This window comes from Pseudomonas guariconensis (assembly GCF_900102675.1).
In the GTDB taxonomy this organism is placed as follows: Bacteria; Pseudomonadota; Gammaproteobacteria; order Pseudomonadales; family Pseudomonadaceae; genus Aquipseudomonas; species Aquipseudomonas guariconensis.
The window spans coordinates 14,065-36,934 of record NZ_FMYX01000006.1; the positions used below are offsets into that span (position 1 = coordinate 14,065).

The window sequence follows — 22,870 nt, forward strand, 5'->3', positions numbered from 1 at the left end:
GGACTTGTTCCTTACCATTGCGGCCAACTTTAAGTGCCACAGACACAACTAAGTAGATGCCTGATCCAACAGGCCAAAGCAGCTGATGGGAGAGGACTGAATGAGCAATGACGGCGTCAACGCAGGCCGGCGCCGCTTCCTCGTAGCCGCCACATCCGTGGTAGGCGCAGCGGGGGCAGTGGGGGCTGCGGTACCGTTCGTGGGGTCATGGTTCCCCAGTGCCAAGGCGAAGGCCGCCGGCGCACCGGTGAAGGTCAATATCGCCAAGGTCGAACCAGGTCAGCAGATGGTGGCTGAGTGGCGAGGGCAACCTGTGTTCATCGTGCGACGGACTGAGGAGATCCTCGGGAATCTCAAGAAAATCACCGGGGAATTGTCCGACCCCGAATCCAAGGCTTCGGTGCAGCCGACCTATGTCGACCCGCAAAATCGCTCGATCAAGCCCGAAATCCTCGTCCTTGTTGGCTTGTGCACCCACTTGGGTTGTTCGCCGACCTTCCGTCCTGAGGTTGCGCCCGCCGACCTGGGGCCGAAATGGGTCGGGGGCTACTTCTGCCCTTGCCACGGTTCGCACTATGACCTGGCTGGTCGCGTCTACAAATCGCAGCCGGCACCTCTCAACCTGCCAGTGCCTCCGCACTCGTATGAGTCGGACGACATCATTGTCATCGGCATCGATCAGGAGAAGGCATGATGAGCAAGTTCATGGACTGGATTGATGCTCGCTTCCCCGCGACAAAGATGTGGGAAGACCACCTGAGCAAGTATTACGCGCCCAAGAACTTCAACTTCTTGTACTTCTTCGGCTCCCTGGCGCTGCTGGTGCTGGTCAACCAGATCGTTACCGGTGTGTGGTTGACCATGAGCTTCACGCCCTCGGCGGAAGAGGCATTTGCCTCGGTCGAGTACATCATGCGTGACGTCGAATATGGCTGGATCCTGCGCTACCTGCACTCGACCGGCGCCTCGGCGTTCTTCATCGTTGTGTACCTGCACATGTTCCGCGGCCTGCTCTATGGCTCCTACCAGAAGCCGCGCGAGCTGGTCTGGCTGTTCGGCATGCTGATCTACCTGGCGCTCATGGCCGAGGCATTCATGGGCTACCTGCTGCCATGGGGGCAGATGTCGTACTGGGGCGCCCAGGTGATCATCTCGCTGTTTGGTGCCATTCCGGTGATCGGGGGTGACCTGACCCAGTGGATCCGTGGCGACTACCTGATTTCGGGTATTACTCTGAACCGCTTCTTCGCTCTGCACGTGGTTGCCCTGCCGATCGTGATCCTGGGTCTGGTGGTGCTGCACATTCTCGCGCTGCACGAAGTGGGTTCGAACAACCCGGACGGCGTCGACATCAAGAAGAAAAAGGATGAAAACGGCATTCCGCTCGACGGTATCCCGTTCCACCCGTACTACACCGTCAAGGACATTGTCGGCGTGGTGGTGTTCCTGTTCGTGTTCTGTGCGGTGGTGTTCTTCTTCCCTGAAATGGGCGGTTACTTCCTGGAAAAACCGAACTTCGAGCAGGCCAACGCCTTCAAGACCCCTGAGCACATCGCGCCGGTCTGGTACTTCACGCCGTTCTACGCGATCTTGCGTGCTGTCCCTGACAAATTGTTCGGCGTGATCGCCATGGGGGCCGCCATTGCCGTGCTGTTCGTGTTGCCCTGGCTTGACCGCAGCCCAGTGCGCTCGATGCGCTACAAGGGCTGGCTGAGCAAAGTGTTCCTGCTGGTGTTCTGCATTGCCTTCGTGATTCTCGGTGTCCTGGGCGTACTGGCGCCTACGCCGGGTCGGACCTTGCTGTCGCAGGTCTGCACCGTGCTGTATTTCGCCTACTTCCTGTTGATGCCGTTCTACACAAGGCTCGAGAAGACCAAACCGGTTCCGGAAAGGGTGACTGGCTGATGAAAAAGCTAATTGCAGTACTGTTCCTGGCAATGATGCCCGCCTTGTCCTTCGCCGCCAGCGAGCACGGCCCGGTGCTGGACAAGGTCGATATCGATCTGACCGACAAAGCCGCCATGCAGGATGGCGCGCGTACCTTCGCCAACTATTGCATGGGCTGCCACAGCGCCAAGTTCCAGCGCTATGAGCGCGTGGCCGACGACTTGGGCATTCCGCACGAGCTGATGCTCGAGAAACTGGTATTCACCGGTGCCAAGATCGGCGATCACATGAAGATCGGCATGCAGCCAAGCGATGCCAAGACCTGGTTCGGTGCGGCACCGCCCGACCTGACCCTGGTCGCTCGTGTGCGTGGCACCGACTGGCTGTACACCTATCTGCGCAGCTTCTATGAGGACAAGTCGCGTCCTTATGGGGTCAACAACAAGGTGTTCCCGAACGTGGGTATGCCCAACGTCCTAGTTGGCCTGCAAGGTAACCAGGTGATCGGTTGCAAGCAGGTGCAGATGGTGGTCGACGGCAAGAAGCAGTTTGACCCGCTGACCGGCAGCCCGTTGACCCATGAGGCCTGTGACCAGCTGACCATCGAGCCGAAATCCGGTACCCTGACGCCCGAGCAGTTCGACGAGAAGGTCAAGAACCTGGTGACCTTCCTGGCCTATTCGGCCAACCCGGTCAAACTGGAAAGCCAGCGCATCGGTACCTATGTGTTGCTGTACCTGGCTTTCTTCTTCGTATTCGCCTATTTGCTCAAGCGCGAGTACTGGAAGGACGTGCACTGATCACGCAGTAGTTTCTGGTAGTTGAACGCGCCCTGGGGCGCTCCATCGCTGATGCGGTGGAGCCCTCCAGGGCGCGTTTGCATTTAGAGTTTCACAAAGCATCCCCATGCGAGGAGGCGCTACATGGGCGCAACCAACCGGTTAGCCTGCTATTCCGACCCCGCTGATCATTATTCTCACCGGGTACGCCTTGTTCTCGCCGAGAAGGGCATCAGTGTGCAGATCGTCGATGTCGATCCTGCGCGTCTGCCGCCCAAGCTGGTCGAAGTAAACCCCTACGCCAGCGTGCCGACCCTGGTCGACCGCGATCTGGCCCTGTACGAATCGACCGTGATAATGGAGTACCTCGAGGAGCGTTATCCGCATCCGCCGCTCATGCCGGTCTATCCGGTGGCGCGCGGCAACAGTCGGCTGCTGATGCATCGTATCCAGCGTGACTGGTGCGCGTTGGCCGATACGATTCTCGATGCGCGCAGCACGGAGGCGGCGCGCGTTGATGCGCGTAAAGCGTTGCGCGAGAGCCTGACCGGCGTCTCTGCGTTGTTCGGAGAATTTCCTTGCTTCATGAGTGAGGAGCAAAGCCTGGTCGATTGTTGTCTATTGCCCATATTGTGGCGGTTGCCGGTATTGGGTATCGAATTGCCGCGGCAGGCCAAGCCGCTATTGGATTACATGGAGCGGCAGTTTGCCCGCGAGCCTTTTCAGGCGAGCCTGTCCGCTGCAGAACGTGAAATGCGCAAGCTTTAAGGAGCCGTTGATGAACTCCAGTCGCCCCTATCTGGTTCGAGCGCTGTACGAGTGGATCGTCGACAACGATTGCACCCCCCACATGCTGGTCAATGCTGAGTTTCCAGCGGTCCAGGTTCCCCAGGGATTCGCCAGCGATGGTCAGATCGTCCTGAACATCTCCCCTAATGCCGTGCGTAACCTGCACATGGACAACGATGCGGTCAGTTTCGAAGGTCGCTTCAGCGGCGTGGCGCATTCGTTGTTCGTGCCTGTGGGTGCGATCTTGGGTATCTATGCCCGGGAGAATGGCCAGGGCATGGTCTTCGAGCTGGAGCCGCCACTGGACAGCGATGAGCTGGACGACGAGGGTGTCGAGCCTGATGATGATGGGCCGCCGGAGGGCGGTGGTCAGCCGCCACGTCCCAGTGGCCGACCCAGTCTCAAGGTGGTCAAGTAATAAAAAAAGGCGATCCGGATGGATCGCCTTTTTTGTTGGCTTCAGGGCTTGGCTTACAAGTCTTGAATGCTGCGGACCTGGTCCTTGTTGACGCGGGTGCGCTTGCCATCCAGTTGCTCGAACTCGTAGAAGCCGGCATCGCTGTCGAACTTCGGTGCGTCGACGGTCTGGATTTCACGGCCATCGTTGAGGGTGATCTGGCTTGGGGTCGAGCAGCCGGCCAGGGCGGCGAAGGCGCCGATTGCGAGGACGGACAGCAGGGACTTCTTCATGGGTACTTCCTGAGGATTACGAGGGGTGGAACGAATCTTGGGGCAGGGTGCCGCTCCGCAGGGGGATCACTGCAGGAGCGGGCTGGTATCGCGGTCAGGTGTTACGCTGCCAGGTGGGTCAGTCGATGTACTCGAACAACTTGACGATCTTCTGCACACCCGACACGCCCTGTACCACGTTGGTGGCGGCGTTGGCTTCCCCTTGGGTCACCAGGCCCAGCAGATAGACGATGCCGTTCTCCGTGATCACCTTGATGCGGGTGCTGGGCACATTGGCATCGCCCAGCATCTGGGCCTTGATCTTGGTGGTCAGCCAGGCGTCGTTGTTGCGGGCGAGGATCGAGGATGGCTGCATGACCTGCAGCTCGTTGTGGACCTTCTTGACGCGTTGGACCTGGCTGGCGGTTTGTTCGGCCAGGCTCTTGAGGTCTGCACGTGGGGTCTGGCCGGCCAACAGGACGATGCCGTTGTAGCTGCTGACGACAATGTGAGAGCCCTTGTCGAGGTCGGCATTGGCTTTGGCGATGTTGACCGAAACCTTGGTCTCGATCAGCGAGTCATCGATCTTGCTTCCGATGGTGCGGGTGCCGCGATCGTCCTCGATGGGCGAGTTGCGGGTGGAGGTCAGTACCGAGCTGCAACCCGAGATGCTCAGGCACAGGGTCAGGGCCATCAGGCCGAGGCGCTTGGGGTTCATTCTTCACTCCCGAACAGTTGGCTGTCGATCAGGTCGCACAGGCAATGGATCGCCAGCAGGTGGACTTCCTGGATTCGCGCGGTGACGTTCGACGGCACGCGAATCTCCACGTCTTCAGGCAGCAACAGCGAGGCCATGCCTCCACCGTCGCGCCCGGTCAGTGCCACGACGATCATTTCACGGTCGTGCGCAGCCTGGATCGCTTGTATCACGTTGGCGGAATTGCCGCTGGTAGAGATCGCCAGCAATACATCCCCGGGCTGCCCCAGAGCACGGATCTGCTTGGAGAAGACCTCGTTGTAGCTGTAATCGTTGGCGATCGACGTGAGGGTCGAGCTGTCGGTGGTCAGGGCGATGGCTGGCAGGCTCGGGCGTTCACGCTCGAATCGATTGAGCAGCTCCGAGGAGAAATGCTGGGCATCGCCTGCCGAGCCGCCGTTGCCGCACGCGAGCATCTTGCCCTCGTTGAGCAGGGCATTGACCATGACCAGGCTGGCCTGCTCGATGTGAGGTGCCAGGATGTCCATCGCCTGTTGCTTGGTATCGATGCTGGCCTGGAACAGCCGGCGAATTCGGGATTGCATGTCCATCTGGTGTGACCTTAAGAGGGGCGGTGGCCAGCGCGACGCGCGACAGGAACCAGCCCGCGAAACATAGAGCTAAAAAATCGGAATGGGTTCAGCATTCGAAGGCGTTTTTCAGCCATTGCAGCGGTTGGCCCGCGTGGTGGCTGCCCTGCAGGGCGACAACGTCGAAGCGGCAGGGCTGATCGGCCCAGCGAGGCTCCTTCTGCAGGAACAGGTTGGCGGCTAGCGCCAGTCGCTTCTGCTTGCGTGTGTCGATGCTCCCGACGGCTCCGCCGAAGGCCGCATGCAACCGGTAGCGGACTTCGACGAATACTACTGTATCGGCGTCGAGCATGACCAGATCGAGCTCACCGCCCTTGCATCGCCAGTTGCGCGCCAGCAGCTGCAAACCGTGCCCTCGAAGAAATGCGAGGGCGTGGTTTTCCGCAGCCAGGCCTGCGCTGGCAGGCGATGCGTCGGGCATCAGCGAGGGGTATCCGGCAGGCGCTTGACTTGGCCGCCAGAGAACTCGGCCCAGGGCAGTTGGCGTTCGACGCGCTGGCTGGGGTTCATGGTCAGGCTGCCGGAGAGGCCCTCGACTCGGTTGTCAGGCAGGGCCTTGAGCTGGTTCAGGCGCGGCGCCAGGCTGTAGGCGTCGACACCCATGGCGTACAGGCGCCCGAGGCTGCCGGCGGCCTGAGGCCACTGCTGGACCACTTGCTGACGCAAGCTGTTGGTGGAGTCGAGCAGCCATGGGGTTTCGCAGAAGCGAATGCCGTTCATGTCGTTGTACTGGTTCACGTCACCGCTGGCGCTGTACAGGTTCGAGGTGGCGTAGACCGGAACGTCACCGGCGTACTGGAAGTTCAGGGTCGGCTTGATCTGCTGCGCCTGTTGTGGAGTAGAGGCGAGGAAGATGAAGTCGATATCCTGGCGACGCGAAGGTTGTGCGGCGATGGTGCCGCCGACAGTGCTTTGCAAGCTCTTGGCGCGGCCTTCGCTCTGACGCAGTTGGAAGAGCTCGGCGATCTGCTGGGCGAGGGCGACCGGCTGGGCGATGCGTTCGGCGGCCAGCAGGGTGCCGCCATGGCTCTCCCAGTCCTGACGGAAGGCGGCCAGCACGCGGTCACCCCATTCACCGCTTGGCACCAGTGCCACGGCGCGAACCATGCCGTCGGCCCGGGCGCGGCGGGAGACTTCGCGGGCTTCGTCCTCGGCGGCAAGACCGAACTGGAACAGTTGTGGCGGTGCTTTCTGGCCGGCATCGGCGTAGTTCAGCGCCAGGGTGGTGATCGGCAGTTGCGGGTAAGCCGCGAGCTTTTTCACCAAGGGTTTTTCCAGCGGGCCGACGACCAGCTGTACACCGGCGGCCTGGGCCTGGCGGTAGAACTCGTCGAGCGAGGTCATGCGCGAGCTGTCGAAGACCTGTACGGCCGGCGCAGGTTGACCGGACTGCTGAGCCTGGAAGTGAGCGGCCATGAAGCCGTCACGCAGGGCGCGGGCAACGCCGGCCAGTGGGCCTTCCTGAGGCAGCAACAGGGCGATCTTGGTCAGCGGCTGGCTGGCCAGTTCCTTCAGTTTGACCAGGGCCTGCGGCAGTTGCTTGGCGGCTGGGTGATCCGGGTGCTGATCGCGCCAGGTATCAATGGCTGCCTGTTGTTGCTCCAGGGTGCCAGCACGCTTGACGGCCAGCGCCAGGCTCGTCCAGCCGGCGAGGGTTTCGTTGCTGGCAGGCTGTTGCAATTGCTCGGCCGGCAGCGAGGCGACGAGGGCCCAGATGGCGTCGTCGTTCGCGGCAGCGGCCTTGCCGCTGAGCAGCGGGGCAAGCAGGACACGCTGCTGGGCGGCGGCCAGGGTCTGGCCGTCGGCCTCCAGGGCGGCGGCGTGGACGCTGTAGGTACGTGCCTGCTGGTCCTTTGGCAGTTCGTCCAGGCGTTGCAGGCTCGGATGGGAGAGGGCGCTCAGGGCCGCCTTGGGCTGGTTTCGGCTCATGGCGAGCTCGGCGGCCAAGGTGCTGGCGAACACTTGTTGGGCAGGCTTGAGCGAGTCCATCGGGACCTGCTCGAGAATGCGTGCGGCGCGTGGGTAGTCCTTCTGCTTGTAGGCCAGGTCGGCGGCGCTAAGGCGCAGGAGCGCGGCATCTTCCGCGGACTTGCTGGTGGCTGCCTTGTCGAGCAGTTGCTCGATGCTGGCATCCGGGGTGCGCGGCAGTTCACCCAGGCTGGATGAGGGCGAGCTGGCGCAAGCTGCCAGCAGGGCAGCGAAGCAGAGGGCTGTGAACAGCCGCAGGCAAGCGATCATGTAAAAGTCCTGTTACTCGATCAAGGTGGCCGGCAATTGTACCCAAGCGTCGGCCGGGGCGCGATGTTGCTGACGTGGAATCCTTCACTATAGGTCGTCTGCAGGAGCAGGTCCGTGAAGTTCTTTGCGCGCTGTTGCGGGTGCTCGGGCTACAATGGCGCCTTTGATCCACAAGACAGGTGTGCGCAGTGACTGATGTTGCAGGGGCTTCGAAATCCATGATGGGCACGCTTTATGTCGTCGCCACGCCGATCGGCAATCTGGACGACATGAGTGCCCGGGCCCTCAAGGTCCTGGCGAATGTGGCGCTGATCGCTGCTGAAGATACCCGTCACTCGGTGCGCCTGCTTCAGCATTTCGGTATTGACACTCCACTGGCAGCTTGCCACGAACACAACGAGCGAGATGAAGGCGGGCGGTTCATCACTCGGCTTCTGGCGGGAGACGACGTGGCCTTGGTATCGGATGCCGGCACGCCGCTGATCTCCGATCCAGGCTACTACTTGGTGCGCCAGGCGCGTGCGGCAGGGGTGCAGGTGGTGCCAGTGCCCGGCGCCTGCGCATTGATCGCCGCGTTGTCGGCGGCGGGGCTGCCGTCGGACCGATTCATTTTCGAAGGCTTCCTGCCGGCCAAGGCGGCGGGCCGCCGGGCCCGGCTCGAGCTGGTCAAGGAGGAGCCGCGGACCCTGATTTTCTATGAAGCCCCGCACCGCATCCTCGAATGCCTGGAGGACATGGAAGCGGTGCTCGGTGCGGATCGCCCGGCAGTGCTGGGGCGTGAGCTGACCAAGACCTTCGAGACCCTCAAGGGGTTGCCGCTGGGTGAGTTGCGCGCCTTTGTCGAGGGCGACAGCAATCAGCAGCGCGGTGAGTGTGTGGTGTTGGTCGGTGGTTGGAGCGCACCTGAGGATGAGCAAGCCATCAGCGGCGAAGCGCAGCGGGTGCTCGACCTGTTGCTGGCGGAGTTGCCGCTCAAGCGCGCGGCTGCGCTGGCGGCGGAAATCACTGGCGTTCGCAAGAACTTGCTCTATCAATTTGCCCTGGAAAAACAGAAAGCCAAATAGTGGCAAATTGATATTCTTTGGTGCGTCACTTGTTCTTGAGCGCGCCTGCCGTTAACCTTGTCGGCGGAGAGTCGATCGGACAGTCGCTGCCTTCTTTTGTTCCGCAAAAGAGGGGGGAGGAAAGTCCGGGCTCCATAGGGCAGAGTGCCAGGTAACGCCTGGGGGGCGCGAGCCTACGGAAAGTGCCACAGAAAACAACCGCCTAAGCACTTCGGTGCCGGTAAGGGTGAAAAGGTGCGGTAAGAGCGCACCGCACGACTGGTAACAGTTCGTGGCTAGGTAAACCCCACTCGGAGCAAGACCAAATAGGGTTCCTTACGGCGTGGCCCGCGTCGGAACCGGGTAGGTTGCTAAAGGCGTCCAGTGATGGCCGTCGTAGAGGAATGACTGTCCTCGACAGAACCCGGCTTACAGATCGACTCTCCACCTTCCTCTCCCTGCTTGAATCGATAGCAGATATGTCCTGGTAATACCGAAAAATTCTTACTCTTAATAAATCACTTTAACTTCACGCTGCATCTGTCCGCGTGTCTTTGATTTTTCTCGCCAAATTTCTTCGCTGGTAGTCGTTCCTCCTTCCTTTGTTGCGCTAAATCGCCGTCCTGTAAGGGATTTCCTTATGAACGTGCCTTGACGGTGTGGCGGACGGATTCCTATAGTGTGCGCAAGTGGCAGAAAGTGGGATGAAGTGGGTTTTCTGACCAAATAAAGCTAACCTCAGTGGGGAATCGCAGCCGTGTTCCGCGGAGCCAACGCCGTCAGCCTCGATGCAAAGGGCCGACTCGCCATGCCGAGTCGGTACCGTGACGAGCTCGATTCGCGTTGCAATGGTCAATTGATCGTGACCATTGACGCAGTAGACCCCTGCTTGTGTGTTTATCCCCTCGATGAGTGGGAACAGATCGAAGCCAAGTTGCGTGCCTTGCCGTCGTTGCGTGAGGAAAACCGCCGCCTGCAGCGTTTGCTGATCGGCAATGCGGTGGACCTGGAGCTCGATGGCAGCGGTCGTTTCCTGGTGCCGCCCCGTCTGCGCGAATACGCCAAGCTCGACAAGAAGGCGATGCTGGTGGGGCAGCTGAACAAATTCCAGCTGTGGGATGAAGATGCCTGGAACGCGGTTTCGGCAGCCGACCTTGCAGCTATTCAACAACCGGGCGCCATGCCCGATGATTTGCGTGACCTGATCCTGTGACGATAGATAGCGGCTTCAACCACATCACCGTGCTGCTCGACGAGGCTGTCGAGGCATTGGCCCTGCGCGCCGACGGTTGCTATCTGGATGGCACCTTCGGGCGGGGTGGGCACAGTCGCCTTATTCTCAGCAAGCTCGGGCCGCAAGGACGGTTGCTGGGTTTCGACAAAGATCCACAAGCGATTGCGACAGGGCAAGCGCTGGCGGCCGAAGACGGCCGCTTTGTCATTGTGCAGCGCAGCTTTGCCGAGATGGGCGATGAAGTCGCGCGACGTGGCCTCGATGGCAAGGTCAGCGGCATTCTGCTGGACCTGGGCGTCTCCTCGCCGCAATTGGATGACCCCGAGCGTGGCTTCAGTTTCCTCAACGACGGCCCGTTGGACATGCGCATGAATCCCGACCAGGGCATCAGCGCCGCCGAGTTCATCGCCACTGCCCCCGAAGACGAAATCGCCCGGGTCTTCAAAGAATACGGTGAGGAACGTTTCGCCAAGCGCATGGCGCGCGCCGTCGTGCAGCGCCGAGAGCAGCAGCCGTTCACTCGCACGGGTGACCTTGCCGAAGTGCTCAAGGTCGCCAACCCTGCCTGGGAAAAGGGCAAGAATCCCGCCACCCGCGCCTTCCAGGGGCTGCGTATTCACGTCAACAACGAACTGGGCGACCTCGAGACCGGCCTTGAAGCTGCTATCGAGGCGCTGGAGGTTGGTGGCCGACTGGCGGTGATCAGCTTCCATTCGCTCGAGGACCGCATCGTCAAGCTGTTCATGCGCAAGCTGGCCAAGGGCGAGGCAGACAACCTGCCGCGCAACCTGCCGGTGCAGCACAAGGTCTTCGAACCCCGGATCCGCCTGATCGGCAAGGCGCAGTTCGCCTCCGATGCAGAGCTTCAGGCCAACCCGCGCGCACGCAGTGCCGTGATGCGGGTGGCGGAGAAACTGCGGTGAGCCGGCTGTTTGCCAAACCTTTGCCAGGCGGAAGCTTCCTGATGCTTCTGCTGTTTATCGGTGTGCTGGTGTCGGCGATCGCCGTGTCTTACAGCGCCCACTGGAACCGCCAGTTGCTCAACACTCTCTATGGCGAGCTTAACGAGCGTGACAAAGCCCAGGCCGAGTGGGGTCGGTTGATTCTCGAGCAAAGCACTTGGACCGCCCACAGCCGTATCGAGAACCTGGCCAGCGAGCAACTGAAAATGCGTGTGCCGGCCGCTGACGAAGTGCGGATGGTGGCGCCATGATGAAGCTCGAAGGCGCACTCTACCCCTGGCGCTTCCGGGTTGTGATCGCTTTGCTGGCGCTGATGGTCGGCGCCATCGCCTGGCGTATCATCGACCTTCAGGTGATCGACCGTGACTTCCTCAAGGGCCAGGGCGATGCCCGCAGCCTGCGTCATATTCCTATTCCCGCGCACCGTGGCCTGATTACCGACCGCAACGGTGAGCCGTTGGCCGTCAGTACGCCGGTCACCACCCTGTGGGCCAACCCCAAGGAAATGCAGGTTGCCCGTGATCGCTGGCCACAACTGGCTGCCGCGCTTGGGCAGAACGCTCAGCAACTGACCGAGCGCCTGACCCAGCAAGCCAACAAAGAATTCATCTACCTGGTCCGCGGGCTGACGCCGGAGCAGGGCCAGCAGGTGCTCGACCTCAAGGTGCCGGGCGTCTACGGCATGGAAGAGTTCCGCCGCTTCTATCCGGCGGGCGATGTCACCGCGCACATGGTGGGCTTCACAGACCTGGACGACCATGGTCGCGAAGGGGTCGAGCTGGCCTATGACGAGTGGCTCGCCGGGGTGCCTGGCAAACGCCAGGTGATCAAGGATCGGCGTGGTCGGCTGATCAAGGACATCCAGGTCACCAAGAACGCCAAGGCCGGCAAGACCTTGGCGTTGTCCATCGACCTGCGCCTGCAGTACCTGGCCACCCGTGAGCTGCGTAATGCCATCGCCGAGCAGGAAGCCAAGGCCGGCAGCCTGGTGATCATGGACGTCAAGACCGGCGAGGTCCTGGCGATGGTCAACCAGCCGACCTACAACCCGAACAACCGCCGCAGCATGTTCCCGGCGGCCATGCGCAACCGGGCGATCATCGACGTGTTCGAGCCGGGCTCCACCGTCAAGCCGATCTCCATGAGTGCGGCCCTGCAGAGCGGCCGCTGGAAACCCACCGACAAGGTCGAAGTGTATCCGGGCAGCCTGCAGATTGGCCGCTACACCATCAAGGACGTGTCCAAGAGCGAGGGGCCGATCCTCGACCTGACCGGCATCCTGATCAACTCCAGTAACGTCGGCATGAGCAAGATTGCTTTCGACATCGGTGGCGAGGCGATCTATCGGGTCATGTCCCAAGTCGGCCTGGGGCAGTACACCGGCCTGGGCTTCCCGGGCGAGCGTGTCGGCAATCTGCCCAACCACCGCGAATGGCGCAAGGCCGAGACCGCCACCCTGTCCTACGGCTATGGCGTTTCGGTGACGGCCTTGCAGTTGGTGCATGCCTACGCGGCGATTGCCAACGACGGCAAGATGGTGCCGCTGTCGATTCTCAAGGTCGACAAGGCGCCGGAAGCCGTGCAGGCGATTCCGGCCGACACCGCCGAAACCGTCCAGGCCATGTTGCAGCAGGTCATCGAAGCTCCGCGCGGTGTGTTCCGCGCCCAGGTGCCGTTCTATCACGTGGGAGGTAAGTCCGGTACCGCGCGTAAGGCCACTGTCGGTTCCAAGGGCTACACCGAAAACGCCTACCGTTCGCTGTTCGCAGGATTCGGTCCGATGAGCGATCCGCGCTACGCCATCGTGGTGGTCATCGATGAGCCGAGCAAAGGTGGCTATTTCGGCGGCCTGGTCTCGGCGCCTGTATTCAGCAAGGTGATGTCGGGCACCCTGCGCCTGATGAACGTTCCGCCAGACAACCTGCCGCCCCCCGCGACCCAGCAGGCCAGTGCAGTACCCGCCAATGGAGGGCGTGGTTGATGACAATGCCATTGAGCAAGCTTTTCGCCCATGCCAGCCGCGATCCACTGATCCGCGAGTTGACGCTCGACAGCCGCCAGGTGCGGCCGGGCGACCTGTTCCTGGCTGTTCCAGGGGCGAAGGTCGACGGCCGCGAGCACATCGCCGATGCCTTGGCCCGCGGCGCCGCCGCCGTGGCCTATGAAGAGCAGGGAGCGAGCGTTCTGCCGATCACCGAGGCGCCGCTGATTCCGGTGCGCGGCCTGATTGGCCAACTGTCGGAAATCGCCGGGCGGTTCTATGGCGAACCAAGCCGTCAGCTGGATCTGGTGGGTGTCACCGGCACCAACGGCAAGACCAGCGTTACCCAACTGGTGGCCCAGGCCCTTGATGCCCTGGGGCAGCGCTGCGGGCTGATCGGCACGCTGGGCACAGGTTTCTATGGCGAGCTACGCAGCGGCCGCCTGACCACACCTGACCCGATCGCTGTGCAGGCGACCTTGAACGACCTCAAGCATGGCGGCGCCAAGGCCGTGGCCATGGAAGTGTCGTCCCATGCCCTGGAGCAGGGCCGTGTCGCGGCACTGGCATTCGACATCGCGGTGATGACCAACCTGTCCCGTGATCACCTGGACTACCACGGCAGCATGGAGGCCTACGAGGCTGCCAAGGCCAAGCTGTTCGCCTGGCCGAACCTGCGTTGCCGCGTGGTCAACCTGGACGATGAGTTCGGTCGTCGCCTGGCCCAGAGCCACGGCGAGTCCCGTCTGATCAGCTACAGCCTGCTGGATCCGACCGCCACGTTGTTCTGCAAGCAAGCCCGCTTCGATGACGACGGCGTACGTGCTGTGCTGGTGACCCCGCAGGGCGAGCATGCGCTGCGCAGTCGTCTGCTGGGCCGCTTCAACCTGAGCAACATGCTCGCTGCGGTGGCCACCCTGCTCGCGCTGGACTACCCGTTGGACGAAATCCTGAAGGTCACCCCGCAGCTGCAGGGCCCTATCGGGCGCATGCAGCGCCTGGGGGGTGGCGAGAAGCCGCTGGTGGTGGTCGATTACGCCCATACGCCCGATGCGCTGGAAAAGGTCCTCGAAGCCCTGCGTCCGCACGCCCATGGCCGCCTGCTGTGCCTGTTTGGCTGCGGTGGCGATCGTGATCGCGGCAAGCGTCCGTTGATGGCTGAAGTGGCCGAGCGCCTGGCTGACCGCGTGCTGGTCACCGACGACAATCCGCGTACCGAAGACCCGCAGCGGATCTTCGATGATATTCGCCCTGGGTTCGCCAAGCCGGCCGACGTCGAATTCGTCGCCGGCCGAGGCGATGCCATCGCCCATCTGATCGCCACCGCTGCCGCCGACGATGTCATCGTCCTCGCTGGCAAGGGGCATGAGGATTATCAGGAGATCAATGGCGAACGCCATGACTTCTCCGATCTGGTCGAGGCCGAGAAGGCACTTGCAGCCTGGGAGGCTCCGCATGCTTAAGCCCATGACACTTAGCCAGCTGGTCGCGCCGCTCGCGGGACGCCATGTCGGTGCCGATGCGAGCTTCAGCGGCGTCAGCATCGACAGCCGCACCGTGGGGGCCGGACAGTTGTTCGTCGCTCTGGCCGGGCCGCGTTTCGATGGTCACGACTATTTGGCTGACGTCAAGGCCAAGGGTGCCGTGGCTGCGCTGGTGGAGCGCGAAGTGGAAGGCGTCGACTTGCCACAGCTGGTGGTTGCCGACAGCCGGCTCGCCCTGGGCCAGCTCGGTGCCCTGAACCGCGCTGCCTTCGACAAGCCGGTCGCGGCCATCACCGGTTCCAGCGGCAAGACCACGGTCAAGGAGCTGCTGGCCAGCATCCTGCGCACGCGCGGCTTGGTACTTGCCACTCGCGGCAATCTCAACAACGACCTCGGCGCACCGCTGACCTTGCTGGAGATTTCCCCGGAGCACAGCGCAGCGGTGATCGAGCTGGGCGCCTCGCGTATCGGCGAGATCCGCTATACCGTCTGTCTGACCCAGCCTCAGGTCGTCATCATCAACAACGCCGGAACCGCCCACGTTGGCGAATTCGGCGGTCCCGAGAAGATCGTCGAGGCCAAGGGCGAGATCCTCGAGGGCCTGGGCGAGGGCGGCACGGCTGTCCTTAATCTGGCCGACAAAGCCTTCGAGGTCTGGCGCAAGCGCGCCGGCCAGCACCGCATCCTCAGCTTTGCACTGGACAATCCTCAGGCTGATTTCCACGCCAGCGACATCGGGCGCGACGCCCGTGGCTGCCCGTCCTTCACCTTGAACGGGCCGCAAGGCTCGGTGAAGGTGCAACTGAACCTGCTGGGCACCCACAACGTCAGCAACGCGCTGGCCGCCGCCGCCGCTGCCCATGCCTTGGGCGTGAGCCTGGAAGGCATTGCAGCCGGGTTGGAGGCAGTCCAGCCAGTCAAAGGCCGCACCGTTGCCCAGATCGCTGCCAACGGCGTGCGTGTGATCGACGACAGCTACAACGCAAATCCCACCTCGATGTGCGCTGCCATTGATATACTCGCCGGCTTTTCCGGACGCACCGTTCTGGTGCTCGGGGATATCGGCGAACTGGGGCAATGGGCAGAAGAAGGCCACCGTCAGGTGGGTGACTACGCCCGCGGCAAGGTCGACGCCCTGTACGCGGTGGGTACCAACATGGCCCACGCGGTCGCGGCGTACGGCGCCAATGGCCGCCATTTCACCACCCAGGCTGAGCTGATCGATGCCGTTCGCGCCGAGACTGCCAGTGACACCACTATCTTGATCAAGGGTTCGCGCAGCGCTGCGATGGAAAACGTCGTGGCGGCCTTGTGCGGTCCCAGCGGGGAGAAACATTAATGCTGCTGCTGTTGGCCGAGTATCTGCAACAGTTCTACAAGGGCTTCGCGGTCTTCCAGTACCTGTCCCTGCGCGGGATCCTGGGTGTGTTGACCGCGCTGTCCCTGGCGCTGTGGCTCGGGCCGTGGATGATCCGCACCCTGCAGATCCGCCAGATCGGTCAGGCTGTCCGTAACGACGGCCCGCAATCGCACCTGTCCAAATCCGGCACCCCTACCATGGGCGGTGCCCTGATCCTGTCTGCCATCGGCATCAGCACACTGTTGTGGGCCGACCTGACCAACCGCTACGTCTGGGTCGTACTGATCGTGACCATGCTGTTCGGCGCCATCGGCTGGGTCGACGACTATCGCAAGGTGATCGAGAAGAACTCCCGTGGCTTGCCGAGCCGCTGGAAGTACTTCTGGCAATCAGTGTTCGGTCTGGGCGCGGCAGTGTTCCTTTACACCACCGCACCGACCAGCGTCGAGACCACCCTGATCGTGCCGATGCTCAAGGACCTCACCATTCCCCTGGGCGCGTTCTTCATCGTGCTGACCTATTTCGTCATCGTCGGCTCGAGCAACGCGGTCAACCTGACCGACGGCCTCGATGGCCTGGCGATCATGCCAACCGTGATGGTCGGCGGCGCCCTGGGCATCTTCTGCTACTTGTCCGGCAACGTTAAGTTCGCTGAATACCTGCTGATCCCGTACGTACCGGGGGCAGGTGAGCTGATCGTGTTCTGCGGCGCGCTGATCGGTGCCGGCCTGGGCTTCCTGTGGTTCAACACCTACCCGGCCCAGGTCTTCATGGGTGACGTCGGCGCGCTGGCGCTGGGCGCTGCGCTGGGCACCATCGCCGTCATCGTTCGCCAGGAAATCGTCCTGTTCATCATGGGCGGCGTGTTCGTCATGGAGACCCTGTCGGTGGTGATCCAGGTGGCCTCCTTCAAGTTGACCGGCAAGCGGGTGTTCCGCATGGCGCCGATCCATCACCATTTTGAACTCAAGGGTTGGCCCGAGCCGCGGGTGATCGTCCGATTCTGGATCATCACCGTGATTCTGGTGCTGATCGGCCTTGCCACCCTGAAACTGAGGTAAGTGAGCGTGTCATTGATCGCTTCCGACCAATTCCGCATCGTTGTCGGCCTCGGCAAGAGCGGCATGTCCCTGGTTCGCTTCCTGGCGAGCCGGGGCATTGCCTTTGCGGTCGCCGATACCCGCGAGCAGCCGCCGGAACTGGAAACCCTGCGTCGTGAATATCCGCAGGTGGAAGTGCGCTGTGGCGAGCTGGACGTGGACTTCCTGTGCCGCGCCAACGAACTCTATGTCAGCCCTGGCCTGGCCCTGGCCACCCCGGCCCTGCAGCAGGCTGCGGCCCGCGGCGTGACGCTGTCCGGCGACATCGAGTTGTTCGCGCGTCATGCCAAGGCGCCCATCGTGGCGATCAGCGGCTCCAATGCCAAAAGCACCGTGACCACCCTGGTCGGCGAAATGGCCGCCAAGGCGGGCAAGCGTGTGGCGGTGGGCGGCAACCTGGGTACGCCGGCGCTGGATCTGCTGGATGACACGGTGGAACTGTATGTTCTGGAGCTTTCCAGCTTCCAGCTGGAGACCACCGACCAGCTCAACGCTGAAGTGGCCACTGTGCTGAACATCAGCGAAGACCACATGGACCGCTACAGCGGCCTGCCGGCCTATCACCTGGCCAAGCACCGGATCTTCCGTGGCGCTCGCCAGGTGGTGGTCAACCGCCAGGATGCCTTGAGCCGGCCGTTGCCGGTCGAGGGCCGCCCGTGCTGGACCTTTGGCTTGAACGTTCCAGACTTCAAGGCTTTCGGCCTGCGTGAAGTGGACGGCGAGAAGTACCTGGCCTTCGAATTCCAGACCCTCATGCCGGTGCGTGAACTGAAGATCCGCGGTGCCCACAATCAGAGCAACGCCCTGGCCGCCCTGGCCCTGGGTCATGCCGTGGGCCTGCCGTTCGCGCCGATGCTCGAAGCGCTGCGTGAGTTCACCGGGCTCGCCCACCGTTGCCAATGGGTGCGTGAGCGCAACGGTGTCAACTGGTACGACGACTCCAAGGCCACCAACGTCGGTGCTGCCCTGGCGGCGATCGAAGGTCTGGGAGCGGATATCGACGGCAAACTGGTGCTCATCGCCGGTGGCGACGGTAAGGGAGCGGACTTCTCGGCATTGCGTGAGCCGGTGGCGCGTTTCTGCCGCGCCGTGGTCCTGCTGGGGCGGGATGCCGAGCGCTTGGCCCAGTCGCTGGGCGAGGGCGTGCACCAGGTTCGGGTCAAGACCCTGGATGAAGCCGTGCAGCAATGCGCCGAGCTGGCCGAGCCAGGCGATGCCGTGCTCTTGTCGCCGGCCTGCGCCAGCCTCGACATGTTCAAGAACTTCGAAGAGCGCGGACGTCTGTTCGCCCGGGCAGCGGAGGGGCTGGCATGATCTTCGGCATCCTCAAGCCTTATCCATCGCCGCTGATCAGCGGCCGCGGCATCGACCTGGACTTCGCCTTCCTCGCCGGTTGTCTGGCGCTGCTGGGCCTGGGCCTGGTGATGATCACCTCGGCCTCCTCGGAAGTGGCCGCAGTGCAGTCGGGCAACCCGCTGTATCACATGTTCCGCCATCTGGTGTACGTGGCCCTGGGCCTGGTCGCCTGTGGCGCGACCATGATGGTGCCGATCGCCACCTGGCAGCGCATGGGCTTCATGATGCTGGTCGGTGCCTTTGGCTTGCTGTTCCTGGTATTGGTGCCAGGCATTGGCCGGGAAGTGAACGGTTCCATGCGCTGGATCGGCTTCAGCTTCTTCAACGTCCAGCCCTCCGAGATTGCCAAGGTTTTCGTGGTCATCTACCTGGCCGGCTACCTGGTACGCCGCCAGCAGGAAGTCCGTGAGAGCTGGATGGGCTTCTTCAAACCCTTCATCGTCCTGCTGCCCATGGCCGGCCTGCTGCTGATGGAACCGGACTTCGGCGCCACCGTCGTGATGATGGGCGCAGCCGCAGCCATGTTGTTCCTCGGCGGGGTGGGGTTGTTCCGCTTCAGCTTGATGGTGGTGCTGGCGGTGGTGGCGGTGTTCATTCTGGTCCAGGCCCAGCCCTACCGGATGGCGCGTCTGATCACCTTCACCGACCCCTGGGCCGACCAGTTCGGCTCCGGCTACCAGCTGACCCAGGCACTGATTGCCTTCGGGCGTGGCGAATGGCTGGGCGTGGGCCTGGGCAACAGCGTGCAGAAGCAGTTCTACCTGCCTGAAGCGCACACCGACTTCGTGTTCTCGGTCCTGGCCGAGGAACTGGGCGTGGTCGGCTCGCTGTGCACCGTGGCGCTGTTCGTCTTCGTCACCGTGCGGGCCCTGTACATTGGCCTGTGGGCGGAAAAGGCCAAGCAGTTCTTTGCCGCCTACATGGCGTTCGGCCTGGCGTTCCTGTGGATCGGCCAGTTCCTGATCAACATCGGCGTGAACGTCGGCCTGCTACCGACCAAAGGCCTGACCCTGCCGTTCCTCAGCTACGGCGGCAGTTCGCTGGTGATCTGCTGTGCCTGCGTGGGATTGCTGCTGCGCATCGAGTGGGAAAGCCGCACGCACCTGGGCAGCGAGGAGCACGAGTTCAAGGAAAGCGATTTTGCCGAGGAGACCTACCATGGCCGCTGACGGCAAAAACGTTCTGATCATGGCCGGTGGCACCGGGGGGCACGTCTTCCCGGCCCTGGCCTGCGCCCGTGAATTCCAGGCCCGTGGCTACAGCGTGCATTGGCTGGGTACTCCGCGCGGTATCGAGAACGAACTCGTGCCCCAGGCAGGTCTGCCCCTGCACCTGATCCAGGTCAGCGGCCTGCGCGGCAAAGGCAAGCTTTCGCTGCTCAAGGCGCCGTTCACGCTGGTCAAGGCGGTGCTCCAGGCGCGACGTATCATCCGTCAGCTCAAGCCGGTCTGCGTGCTGGGCTTTGGCGGCTACGTGACCGGCCCAGGCGGTGTTGCCGCGCGGCTTTGTGGTGTGCCGCTGGTCATCCATGAGCAGAACGCCCGCGCCGGTACCGCCAATCGGCTGCTGGTGCCGCTGTCGGCGCGAGTCTGCGAAGCTTTCCCGGACACGTTCCAGGCCAGCGGCAAGCGCCGCACTACCGGCAATCCGGTGCGCCCGGAGCTGTTCCTGGAGGCACCACGCGCCCCGTTGGCCGAGCGCCGCGCACGCCTGTTGGTGCTCGGTGGCAGCCTGGGTGCGGAACCATTGAACAAATTGCTGCCTAAGGCCCTGTCGGAAGTGCCTGCGAGCCTGCGCCCCGAGGTGTTCCATCAGGCCGGCAAGCAACACGCGCCGATCACCGCCGAGCGTTATCGCGAGGCGGGGGTCGAGGCTCAGGTAGAGCCCTTCATCAAGGACATGGCCCATGCCTATGGCTGGGCTGACATGGTGGTATGCCGGGCGGGTGCCCTGACCGTCAGCGAACTGGCTGCGGCAGGCCTGCCCTCGGTGCTGGTGCCTTTGCCCCACGCCATCGACGACCACCAGACCCACAACGCCCAATACCTGGCTCGTGAAGGCGCTGCCTTCCTGATGCCACAAGCGACAACTGGCGCAGCGCAGCTCGCTGAACGCCTGAACGAGGTGCTGATGCAACCCGAGAAACTCAACACCATGGCCAGCACCGCACGGCGCCTGGCCAAACCTGCCGCAACCAGCACCGTGGTCGATATCTGCCTGGAGGTGGCCCATGGTTGAGAGCCAGAAAGCCATGCCCCAGCCGAAAATGGGCCGCATCCATCGCATCCACTTCGTCGGTGTCGGCGGCGTGGGCATGTGCGGCATCGCCGAAGTGCTGCTGAACCTGGGCTACCAGGTGTCCGGTTCGGACCTCAAAGCGTCCCCGGTCACCGAGCGCCTGGAGTCGTTCGGCGCCGAGATTTTCGTCGGCCACCGTGCCGAGAACGCCGCCAACGCTGATGTACTGGTGGTGTCCAGCGCCATCAATCCGGCCAACCCGGAAGTCGCCACCGCCCTCGAGCGGCGCATTCCTGTGGTGCCGCGCGCCGAAATGCTCGCCGAGCTGATGCGCTACCGTCATGGCATCGCCGTGGCCGGTACCCATGGCAAGACCACCACCACCAGCCTGCTGGCATCGGTGTTCGCCGCCGGCGGCCTGGATCCGACCTTCGTCATCGGTGGGCGCCTGACCGCAGCCGGCACCAACGCCCAGCTCGGCACCAGCCGCTACCTGATCGCCGAGGCCGATGAGAGCGACGCCAGCTTCCTGCACCTGCAACCGATGGTCGCGGTCGTCACCAACATCGATGCCGACCACATGGCCACCTACGAAGGCGACTTCAACAAACTGAAGAAAACCTTCGTCGAGTTCCTGCACAACCTGCCGTTCTACGGTCTGGCCGTGATGTGCCTGGACGATCCGGTGGTGCGCGAGATCCTGCCACAGGTCAAGCGTCCGACCGTCACCTACGGCTTCAGCGAAGAAGCTGACGTGCGCGCCATCAACGTTCGCCAGGAAGGCATGCAGACCCACTTCACCGTGTTGCGCCGCGACTGCGAGCCGTTGGAGGTTTCGGTCAACATGCCGGGCAACCACAACGTGCTCAATGCCCTGGCCACCATTGCCATCGCCACCGACGAAGGCATCAGCGACGACGCCATCGTCCAGGGCCTGTCCGGCTTCCAGGGCGTGGGCCGGCGTTTCCAGGTGTACGGCGAGCTGCCGGTCGAAGGCGGCAGCGTGATGCTGGTCGACGACTACGGACACCACCCGACCGAAGTGGCCGCGGTAATCAAGGCCGTGCGTGGCGGTTGGCCGAGCCGGCGTCTGGTGATGGTCTATCAGCCGCACCGCTACAGCCGCACCCGCGACCTGTACGACGACTTTGTACAGGTACTGGCCGACGCCAACGTATTGCTGCTGATGGAGGTCTACCCGGCCGGCGAGGAGCCGATCCCGGGGGCCGACAGTCGCCAGCTGTGCCACAGCATCCGTCAGCGCGGCCAACTGGACCCGATCTACATCGAACGGGGTGTCGATCTTGCGCCGCTGGTCAAGCCATTGCTGCGCGCCGGCGACATCCTGCTGTGCCAAGGCGCCGGTGACATCGGCGGCCTGGCCCCGCAACTGATCAAGAGCCCGCTGTTCGCTGGCGCCGTCGCCAGCCAGGAGAAGTCGAAATGAGCAGCGCCTACGACAAATTGCACTCGACCCTGGACGTAAAAGCCTTCGGTCGCGTCGCTGTGCTGTACGGCGGCAAGAGCGCCGAGCGCGAGGTGTCGCTCAAGTCCGGCAAGGCGGTGCTCGAAGCGCTGACCAGCGCCGGTGTCGACGTGGTCGGCATCGATGTGGGCGATGACCTGCTCGCACGCCTGCAGAGCGAGAAGATCGACCGCGCCTTCATCATTCTCCATGGCCGTGGGGGAGAAGATGGCAGCATGCAGGGCCTGCTGGAGTGCCTGGACATTCCCTACACCGGCAGCGGCATCCTGGCGTCTGCGCTGGCGATGGACAAACTGCGCACCAAGCAGGTCTGGCAGAGCCTGGGCATTCCGACCCCGCGCCATGCCGTGCTGGGCAGCGAGCACGATTGTGTCGAGGCCGGTAAGGAACTGGGCTTCCCGTTGATCGTCAAACCGGCCCATGAAGGTTCCAGTATCGGCATGGCCAAGGTGAACAACGAGCAGGAGCTGGTCGCTGCCTGGCGCGATGCCGCCCGCTACGACTCCCAGGTGCTGGTCGAGCAGTGGATCCATGGTCCGGAGTTCACCGTGGCTGTGCTGCGCGGTCAGGTGCTGCCTCCGATTGCCTTGGGCACGCCGCACGTGTTCTACGACTACGACGCCAAGTACCTGGCCAACGATACCCAATACCGCATCCCGTGCGGCCTGGACAACGCCAAGGAACAGGAACTGATCGAACTGACCGCACGCGCCTGCGATGCCATTGGCATCGAAGGCTGGGGGCGTCTGGACGTGATGCAGGACGAGCAGGGCCGGTTCTGGCTGCTCGAAGTCAACACCGCACCCGGCATGACCGACCATAGCCTGGTGCCGATGGCGGCCCGCGCGGCCGGTCTGGACTTCCAGCAACTGGTGCTGGCGATCCTGGCCGAAAGCGTAGCGACGCGAGGTTAAGAG

General features: G+C 62.9%; 23 protein-coding genes and 1 other RNA gene. 19 read left to right on the forward strand and 5 right to left on the reverse strand.

The genetic code is table 11. The features are described from left to right. Positions 1-100 precede the first annotated feature (100 nt). The 5 genes from petA (at position 101) to BLS27_RS11675 (ending at position 3,873) form a co-directional block, all read left to right on the forward strand. Positions 101-694: a ubiquinol-cytochrome c reductase iron-sulfur subunit gene (gene petA / locus BLS27_RS11655; RefSeq protein ID WP_043207473.1), complete on the forward strand. Its 594-nt coding sequence runs from the start codon at positions 101-103 to the stop codon at positions 692-694. Continuing rightward, the gene (locus tag BLS27_RS11660; RefSeq protein WP_043207474.1) at positions 694-1,905 is read left to right on the forward strand and encodes a cytochrome b; all 1,212 of its coding nucleotides are present in this window, start codon (positions 694-696) and stop codon (positions 1,903-1,905) included. The genes petA and BLS27_RS11660 overlap by 1 nt, the downstream gene beginning before the upstream one ends. Then, complete coding sequence (locus tag BLS27_RS11665; protein ID WP_070576202.1) at positions 1,905-2,687, forward strand: cytochrome c1; 783 nt, start codon at positions 1,905-1,907, stop codon at positions 2,685-2,687. The genes BLS27_RS11660 and BLS27_RS11665 overlap by 1 nt, the downstream gene beginning before the upstream one ends. Positions 2,688-2,810: 123 nt before the next feature. Further along, the gene (locus BLS27_RS11670) at positions 2,811-3,434 is read left to right on the forward strand and encodes a glutathione S-transferase N-terminal domain-containing protein (RefSeq protein WP_043207478.1); all 624 of its coding nucleotides are present in this window, start codon (positions 2,811-2,813) and stop codon (positions 3,432-3,434) included. A 10-nt stretch (positions 3,435-3,444) separates the two neighbouring features. Next, complete coding sequence (locus BLS27_RS11675; RefSeq protein ID WP_043207479.1) at positions 3,445-3,873, forward strand: ClpXP protease specificity-enhancing factor; 429 nt, start codon at positions 3,445-3,447, stop codon at positions 3,871-3,873. A gap of 53 nt (positions 3,874-3,926) precedes the next feature. On the opposite strand, the gene BLS27_RS11680 is transcribed toward BLS27_RS11675, so the two are convergent. The 5 genes from BLS27_RS11680 to BLS27_RS11700 form a co-directional block, all read right to left on the reverse strand. Further along, complete coding sequence (locus tag BLS27_RS11680; RefSeq protein WP_043207481.1) at positions 3,927-4,145, reverse strand: YgdI/YgdR family lipoprotein; 219 nt, start codon at positions 4,143-4,145, stop codon at positions 3,927-3,929. A gap of 118 nt (positions 4,146-4,263) precedes the next feature. Then, positions 4,264-4,842, reverse strand: a complete 579-nt coding sequence (locus BLS27_RS11685) for a BON domain-containing protein (RefSeq protein WP_043207483.1) — start codon at positions 4,840-4,842, stop codon at positions 4,264-4,266. Beyond that, positions 4,839-5,432, reverse strand: a complete 594-nt coding sequence (locus BLS27_RS11690; RefSeq protein WP_043207486.1) for a phosphoheptose isomerase — start codon at positions 5,430-5,432, stop codon at positions 4,839-4,841. The genes BLS27_RS11685 and BLS27_RS11690 overlap by 4 nt, the downstream gene beginning before the upstream one ends. An 88-nt stretch (positions 5,433-5,520) precedes the next feature. Next, on the reverse strand, positions 5,521-5,892 hold the full coding sequence (locus BLS27_RS11695; protein WP_043207488.1) for a YraN family protein: 372 nt from the start codon (positions 5,890-5,892) through the stop codon (positions 5,521-5,523). After that, positions 5,892-7,709 carry a penicillin-binding protein activator gene (locus BLS27_RS11700; protein ID WP_090344886.1) on the reverse strand — a complete coding sequence of 606 codons (1,818 nt, stop codon included), beginning with the start codon at positions 7,707-7,709 and terminating at the stop codon, positions 5,892-5,894. The genes BLS27_RS11695 and BLS27_RS11700 overlap by 1 nt, the downstream gene beginning before the upstream one ends. A 221-nt stretch (positions 7,710-7,930) precedes the next feature. Here BLS27_RS11700 and rsmI point away from each other — a divergent pair, with 221 nt between their 5' ends. The 14 genes from rsmI to BLS27_RS11770 all read left to right on the forward strand — a co-directional run bounded on the left by rsmI (position 7,931) and on the right by BLS27_RS11770 (position 22,867). After that, a complete protein-coding gene (rsmI, locus tag BLS27_RS11705; protein ID WP_208599412.1) occupies positions 7,931-8,773 on the forward strand; it encodes a 16S rRNA (cytidine(1402)-2'-O)-methyltransferase in 843 nt (280 codons plus the stop codon). A gap of 67 nt (positions 8,774-8,840) precedes the next feature. Further along, positions 8,841-9,200, forward strand: an RNA gene (gene rnpB / locus BLS27_RS11710) — RNase P RNA component class A. Between the two features lie 309 nt (positions 9,201-9,509). Further along, positions 9,510-9,965: a division/cell wall cluster transcriptional repressor MraZ gene (gene mraZ / locus BLS27_RS11715; protein WP_011535546.1), complete on the forward strand. Its 456-nt coding sequence runs from the start codon at positions 9,510-9,512 to the stop codon at positions 9,963-9,965. Then, positions 9,962-10,909 (forward strand): 16S rRNA (cytosine(1402)-N(4))-methyltransferase RsmH, encoded by a 948-nt coding sequence (gene rsmH / locus BLS27_RS11720; protein ID WP_090344890.1) that lies wholly within the window; start codon positions 9,962-9,964, stop codon positions 10,907-10,909. Before mraZ ends, rsmH begins: the two co-directional genes overlap by 4 nt. Then, positions 10,906-11,199 carry a cell division protein FtsL gene (gene ftsL / locus BLS27_RS11725; protein ID WP_043207496.1) on the forward strand — a complete coding sequence of 98 codons (294 nt, stop codon included), beginning with the start codon at positions 10,906-10,908 and terminating at the stop codon, positions 11,197-11,199. The genes rsmH and ftsL overlap by 4 nt, the downstream gene beginning before the upstream one ends. Then, complete coding sequence (locus tag BLS27_RS11730; protein WP_167358096.1) at positions 11,199-12,929, forward strand: peptidoglycan D,D-transpeptidase FtsI family protein; 1,731 nt, start codon at positions 11,199-11,201, stop codon at positions 12,927-12,929. Before ftsL ends, BLS27_RS11730 begins: the two co-directional genes overlap by 1 nt. Further along, positions 12,929-14,392, forward strand: a complete 1,464-nt coding sequence (locus BLS27_RS11735; protein WP_090344892.1) for a UDP-N-acetylmuramoyl-L-alanyl-D-glutamate--2,6-diaminopimelate ligase — start codon at positions 12,929-12,931, stop codon at positions 14,390-14,392. Before BLS27_RS11730 ends, BLS27_RS11735 begins: the two co-directional genes overlap by 1 nt. Then, a complete protein-coding gene (locus tag BLS27_RS11740; RefSeq protein ID WP_090344894.1) occupies positions 14,385-15,752 on the forward strand; it encodes a UDP-N-acetylmuramoyl-tripeptide--D-alanyl-D-alanine ligase in 1,368 nt (455 codons plus the stop codon). The genes BLS27_RS11735 and BLS27_RS11740 overlap by 8 nt, the downstream gene beginning before the upstream one ends. After that, entirely contained in the window at positions 15,752-16,834 is a 1,083-nt protein-coding gene (mraY, locus tag BLS27_RS11745; RefSeq protein ID WP_043207506.1) for a phospho-N-acetylmuramoyl-pentapeptide-transferase, read from the forward strand. The genes BLS27_RS11740 and mraY overlap by 1 nt, the downstream gene beginning before the upstream one ends. Positions 16,835-16,840: 6 nt before the next feature. Then, positions 16,841-18,187, forward strand: a complete 1,347-nt coding sequence (murD, locus tag BLS27_RS11750) for a UDP-N-acetylmuramoyl-L-alanine--D-glutamate ligase (protein WP_043207556.1) — start codon at positions 16,841-16,843, stop codon at positions 18,185-18,187. After that, positions 18,184-19,398 (forward strand): putative lipid II flippase FtsW, encoded by a 1,215-nt coding sequence (ftsW, locus tag BLS27_RS11755; RefSeq protein ID WP_043207508.1) that lies wholly within the window; start codon positions 18,184-18,186, stop codon positions 19,396-19,398. Before murD ends, ftsW begins: the two co-directional genes overlap by 4 nt. Next, complete coding sequence (gene murG / locus BLS27_RS11760; RefSeq protein WP_043207510.1) at positions 19,388-20,467, forward strand: undecaprenyldiphospho-muramoylpentapeptide beta-N-acetylglucosaminyltransferase; 1,080 nt, start codon at positions 19,388-19,390, stop codon at positions 20,465-20,467. The genes ftsW and murG overlap by 11 nt, the downstream gene beginning before the upstream one ends. After that, positions 20,460-21,914 carry a UDP-N-acetylmuramate--L-alanine ligase gene (gene murC / locus BLS27_RS11765; RefSeq protein ID WP_090344896.1) on the forward strand — a complete coding sequence of 485 codons (1,455 nt, stop codon included), beginning with the start codon at positions 20,460-20,462 and terminating at the stop codon, positions 21,912-21,914. The genes murG and murC overlap by 8 nt, the downstream gene beginning before the upstream one ends. Continuing rightward, complete coding sequence (locus tag BLS27_RS11770; RefSeq protein WP_070576174.1) at positions 21,911-22,867, forward strand: D-alanine--D-alanine ligase; 957 nt, start codon at positions 21,911-21,913, stop codon at positions 22,865-22,867. The genes murC and BLS27_RS11770 overlap by 4 nt, the downstream gene beginning before the upstream one ends. Positions 22,868-22,870: the final 3 nt, after the last annotated feature.

Coding starts and splice junctions, on each gene's coding strand:
- petA (WP_043207473.1), top strand. CDS start 101: ATGAGCAATGACGGCGTCAACGCAGGCCGGCGCCGCTTCCTCGTAGCC.
- BLS27_RS11660 (WP_043207474.1), top strand. CDS start 694: ATGAGCAAGTTCATGGACTGGATTGATGCTCGCTTCCCCGCGACAAAG.
- BLS27_RS11665 (WP_070576202.1), top strand. CDS start 1,905: ATGAAAAAGCTAATTGCAGTACTGTTCCTGGCAATGATGCCCGCCTTG.
- BLS27_RS11670 (WP_043207478.1), top strand. CDS start 2,811: ATGGGCGCAACCAACCGGTTAGCCTGCTATTCCGACCCCGCTGATCAT.
- BLS27_RS11675 (WP_043207479.1), top strand. CDS start 3,445: ATGAACTCCAGTCGCCCCTATCTGGTTCGAGCGCTGTACGAGTGGATC.
- BLS27_RS11680 (WP_043207481.1), bottom strand. CDS start 4,145: ATGAAGAAGTCCCTGCTGTCCGTCCTCGCAATCGGCGCCTTCGCCGCC.
- BLS27_RS11685 (WP_043207483.1), bottom strand. CDS start 4,842: ATGAACCCCAAGCGCCTCGGCCTGATGGCCCTGACCCTGTGCCTGAGC.
- BLS27_RS11690 (WP_043207486.1), bottom strand. CDS start 5,432: ATGGACATGCAATCCCGAATTCGCCGGCTGTTCCAGGCCAGCATCGAT.
- BLS27_RS11695 (WP_043207488.1), bottom strand. CDS start 5,892: ATGCCCGACGCATCGCCTGCCAGCGCAGGCCTGGCTGCGGAAAACCAC.
- BLS27_RS11700 (WP_090344886.1), bottom strand. CDS start 7,709: ATGATCGCTTGCCTGCGGCTGTTCACAGCCCTCTGCTTCGCTGCCCTG.
- rsmI (WP_208599412.1), top strand. CDS start 7,931: ATGGGCACGCTTTATGTCGTCGCCACGCCGATCGGCAATCTGGACGAC.
- BLS27_RS11730 (WP_167358096.1), top strand. CDS start 11,199: ATGAAGCTCGAAGGCGCACTCTACCCCTGGCGCTTCCGGGTTGTGATC.
- BLS27_RS11735 (WP_090344892.1), top strand. CDS start 12,929: ATGACAATGCCATTGAGCAAGCTTTTCGCCCATGCCAGCCGCGATCCA.
- BLS27_RS11740 (WP_090344894.1), top strand. CDS start 14,385: ATGCTTAAGCCCATGACACTTAGCCAGCTGGTCGCGCCGCTCGCGGGA.
- mraY (WP_043207506.1), top strand. CDS start 15,752: ATGCTGCTGCTGTTGGCCGAGTATCTGCAACAGTTCTACAAGGGCTTC.
- ftsW (WP_043207508.1), top strand. CDS start 18,184: ATGATCTTCGGCATCCTCAAGCCTTATCCATCGCCGCTGATCAGCGGC.
- murG (WP_043207510.1), top strand. CDS start 19,388: ATGGCCGCTGACGGCAAAAACGTTCTGATCATGGCCGGTGGCACCGGG.
- murC (WP_090344896.1), top strand. CDS start 20,460: ATGGTTGAGAGCCAGAAAGCCATGCCCCAGCCGAAAATGGGCCGCATC.
- BLS27_RS11770 (WP_070576174.1), top strand. CDS start 21,911: ATGAGCAGCGCCTACGACAAATTGCACTCGACCCTGGACGTAAAAGCC.